The sequence below is a fragment of the Streptomyces himastatinicus ATCC 53653 genome (assembly GCF_000158915.1).
GTDB lineage: Bacteria > Actinomycetota > Actinomycetes > Streptomycetales > Streptomycetaceae > Streptomyces > Streptomyces himastatinicus.
This window is the reverse complement of record NZ_GG657754.1, coordinates 9,342,562-9,344,274: the sequence shown is the minus strand read 5'-3', so window position 1 is coordinate 9,344,274 and position 1,713 is coordinate 9,342,562. Positions and strand designations below refer to the sequence as shown.

Below are 1,713 nucleotides of genomic sequence, written 5' to 3'. Positions count from 1 at the left end.
CCTCGGGGTCGTCCACGTCGACCAGGACGAAGCGGCCGGGATGTTCGGACTGGGCGCTGCGCAGCAGCCCCCATACGGCCGCGCCCGGCAGGTCGGACGGGTCCTCCTGGGGGCGGGTCGCGAGGGCGCCGCTGCTGACCAGGACGAGACGGGCGTCGGCCAGGCGTGCATCGGCCGACCACTCCTGGACGAGCATCAGGGCGCGTTGGGCGGCCGAGCGCACCGGGGAGTCCTGGTCCGTGCAGGAGACCACGACCACGTCGGGTGCGGACGCGCCGTCGCGGAGCGCGGCGTCGAGGGCGGCCAGCGAGGGATAGGAGTCGAACGAGCGGCGGATGGACTTCAGGGCGCCGGTGACGCCGATGTGGTCGGTGCCGAGGAACGCCCAGCGCCGCTGGTCGGCGGCGGCCGGTGGCTGTTCGACGGCCTTCCACGTGACGCGCAGGAGCTGGGTGCGCTGCGCCGCGGCGTCGAGCTGGTCGGTGGTGACGGGGCGCCGGACGAGGCTCTTGACCGTGACGACCGGTTCGCCGTCGCCGCAGGTGAGGTCCAGGGAAACGCCGCCCTCACCGGGCCGGGTGCGCACGCCCAGCTGCCGCGCGCCCGCCTTGTGGAGGCGGACACCGCGCAGGGCGAAGGGCAGGAAGGTGCTGTCGTCGCGGTCGAGGTCCGGTACGAGTGCGGCCTGCAAGGCGGCGTCGAACAGCGCCGGGTGCAGGTGGTAGTCGCCCTCGCCGCCGGACGCGGCGCCGTCGAGCCGGGCCTCCGCGTAGACCTCCTCGCCGTCCGACCACACGGCGCGCAGGCCGCGGAAGGCGGGCCCGTACGGGAGGCCGCGGTCGGCGAGACGGCGGTAGATGTGTGCGATGTCGACCTGCCGGGCTTCGTCGGGAAGCTCTGGCCGTTCCGGGTTGCTCATGGTCGCTTCCTCCGCGGGGCCGGGCGGGTCAGTTTTCGGGCGGGTTGGTGATGGCGGCGGCGATCTCGCCGTGGCTTTCGCCGCCCTGCTCGTCCCAGTAGCGGCAGCGGCTGCGCAGGATCACCAGGGCGTCGCGCAGATCGGTGGCGTCCCATTCGGCGATGTCGGCGATCTCGATCTCACCGCGGAAGTGGCGGCCGCTCATGGCGGTGCGGAAGGTGCTCTTGAAGTCGGTGATGAACACGTCCGCGAGCTGCCGGGTCCAGAACTGCTCCAGCGTCCACCGGGAGAAGGGTTCGACCAGCGATTCCTTCACCGACTTGGCCATCAGGTAGTAGGCCATCTGGTTGAAGCAGATGTTGAACTCGACCGAGTTGAAGTGTCCGGTGTCGTCGATGTAGCAGGACTCGGGGATCAGGAAGGTGCAGGTAGCGCCGAGCCGTCCGCCGTCGAGGGGGTCGCCCGCCACCGTGACCGCGGCCGAGGTGAGGTATTCGCACCGCTTGGCCCGGTAGGGGTTGAGCACGCGGTGCAGCAGTTCCTCGTCGGTGGGGTAGACGCGCTGGTCGATGTCGTCGAGCAACCGGGTCATGTCGGATCTCCTGATCGTTGCGCGGTGCGGAGGAGTTCGGCCAGGCTCATGTTCTGGATGGCCTCGGTGCGGTCCTCGATGTCCTGTGCGCCCTGGCCCGCCTCCGGGGTGGGCTCCGGCTCGCTCAGGCCCAGTTCGTCCAGCAGGTGGCGGGTGAGGACGAGCGAGGTCGGGTGGTCGAAGACGAGCGTCGCGGACAGGC

3 protein-coding genes are annotated in these 1,713 nt (G+C 71.1%); all 3 read right to left on the bottom strand.

Annotation, left to right across the window (positions count from 1 at the left end; translation table 11 throughout):
* The coding region (locus SSOG_RS39665) for a polyketide synthase dehydratase domain-containing protein (protein WP_039939791.1) at positions 1-919 on the bottom strand (919 nt) is incomplete at its 3' end.
* A 28-nt stretch (positions 920-947) separates the two neighbouring features.
* A complete protein-coding gene (locus tag SSOG_RS39660; protein ID WP_009719953.1) occupies positions 948-1,511 on the bottom strand; it encodes an FcoT family thioesterase in 564 nt (187 codons plus the stop codon).
* The coding region (locus SSOG_RS54355; protein WP_039939790.1) for an acyl carrier protein at positions 1,508-1,713 on the bottom strand (206 nt) is incomplete at its 5' end. The genes SSOG_RS39660 and SSOG_RS54355, both read right to left, overlap by 4 nt.